Raw genomic sequence first — 1857 nt, forward strand, 5'->3', positions numbered from 1 at the left:
CTTGAGGAACCCATTTAGACCAAAGGTCGGCTGTCTCTTGGTCTCCTTCTAATATGGAGACAAAAATCCTTTTTGGATCCATTTGAAAAACTTCTAGAGAAGCCTTCCAAGCTAGCTCAATCGCATTTTCTTTGTAGTAACCTCCAAATGAAAAGTTCCCTAACATTTCAAAGAATGTAAGGTGCCTGCTAGTGTGACCAACATTTTCGATGTCATTATGTTTTCCTCCACAACGAAGACATTTTTGACATGAAATAGCTTGAGGTACAGCTGATGAGCGTTTTTTAAGAAAAATATCCTTAAATTGATTCATGCCAGCATTGACAAAAAGAAGTGTTGGGTCAGTTTTAGGAAGAAGTGAAGAAGATGGAAATAGATGGTGATTGTATTTTTGAAAAAACTGGAAAAAGGCTTCTCTAATTTCATGTCCGAGCATATGGCGCTATCTCCTTCATTGCTGAAATTATTGACGTATTCCGTCATATCTTAGGAGCTTCTCTCAAAGAAAGATGGAGGGTTCTATTAGGATGTTTAATTTTGCATTCAAGCTACAGTTTTTTGCGCAACTAGCCTTATTAGCTATTTCGAAAGTATAGAAAATTTATCCCCTTTTCCAATAGGTTCTCAGTTATGACTCCTTTTCCAAGGGCTAATCTTCTTTCTGATGACATGATTTTTGAATTGAGTAGAGTTGCAACTGCAATTCGATGCCTTTCAGTAGATATGGTTCAGAATGCCAATTCAGGACATCCTGGACTTCCTCTAGGTTGTGCTGAAATTGGAGCATACTTGTTCGGTCTATTTCTTAGATTTAACCCTAAAGATCCAGACTGGGAAGGCCGAGATCGTTTCATTCTTTCTGCTGGTCATGGTTCTGCTTTTCTTTACTCTTGTCTCTACTTATCTGGATTCGACCTTTCTATAGATGATTTGCGAGAATTCAGAAGGCTTAACTCAAAGACACCAGGGCATCCTGAGAGGGGAGTAACAGCTGGTGTTGAAAGTACAACTGGACCTCTAGGTCAAGGCTTGGGGCATGCTGTTGGACAGGCATTGTCGCTCAAGATGTTTTATTCTTCAGGAAAGGAAGAAGGGAGGCCTTCACAGCCTAAAGTAATTGCGTTGTGTGGTGACGGTTGTTTGATGGAAGGCATTTCTTATGAAGTATCTTCCTTCGCTGGTCACTTAAAACTTGATAATCTCATTGTTGTTTTTGACTCTAATGGGATTTGTTTAGATGGATTTACGAAAGATTGTTGGACCGATGATATAACATTGCGTTTCAAAAGTTGTGGATGGGATATCGTTGAGATTGATGGACATGATCTTCAAGAACTTCACAAGGCATTTTATTCATTAAGAGAACAACAAACAGTTCCTACCTTAATTGTCGCTAGAACAATTATTGGGAAGGGTTCTCCAGTTAACAGCGGAACTAATCTTGTGCATGGCGCCCCTCTTGGACAAGATGCGGTTGACCGGTTGAAAAGAGCTGTAAATTTCCCTATTGAGTCTTTCTATCTGCCTAGTGAAGTCTCAGATTTTTTTTCTGTAAAAATACTAGAACGTGTGGATCAGGCGAAAAAATGGTCTGCGGATTTTAATAAATGGCTTGAGATAAATATTGAGGCTAGAGGCATCTATCAGGGGCAAAGGTCACTTCCTCAGGAAGGAATTGAAAAGGAAATTTGGGAGATCGAGCTGGATCATAATCAGCCTGGAAGAAATCTTTCACAAGACGTTCTTTCCGCATTAGTAAAACGTATTCCTTTTCTCTGCGGAGGATCTGCAGATTTGTCGTCTTCAGATAAGACTCTGTTGAAAGAGTATAGTGTTGTAAGTAAAGAGAACCTCTCT

2 protein-coding genes are annotated in these 1857 nt (G+C 39.6%); one reads left to right on the top strand and one right to left on the bottom strand.

Annotation, left to right across the window (positions count from 1 at the left end; genetic code table 11):
- A partial coding sequence (locus GCCT14_RS04680; RefSeq protein ID WP_239978382.1) for an alanine--tRNA ligase-related protein occupies positions 1-436 on the bottom strand: 436 nt, incomplete at its 3' end.
- Positions 437-630: 194 nt separating this feature from the next.
- Between GCCT14_RS04680 and GCCT14_RS04685 the strand changes: the two genes are divergently transcribed.
- A partial coding sequence (locus tag GCCT14_RS04685; RefSeq protein WP_275655992.1) for a 1-deoxy-D-xylulose-5-phosphate synthase N-terminal domain-containing protein occupies positions 631-1857 on the top strand: 1227 nt, incomplete at its 3' end.

The sequence above is a fragment of the Candidatus Similichlamydia epinepheli genome (genome assembly GCF_003056015.1).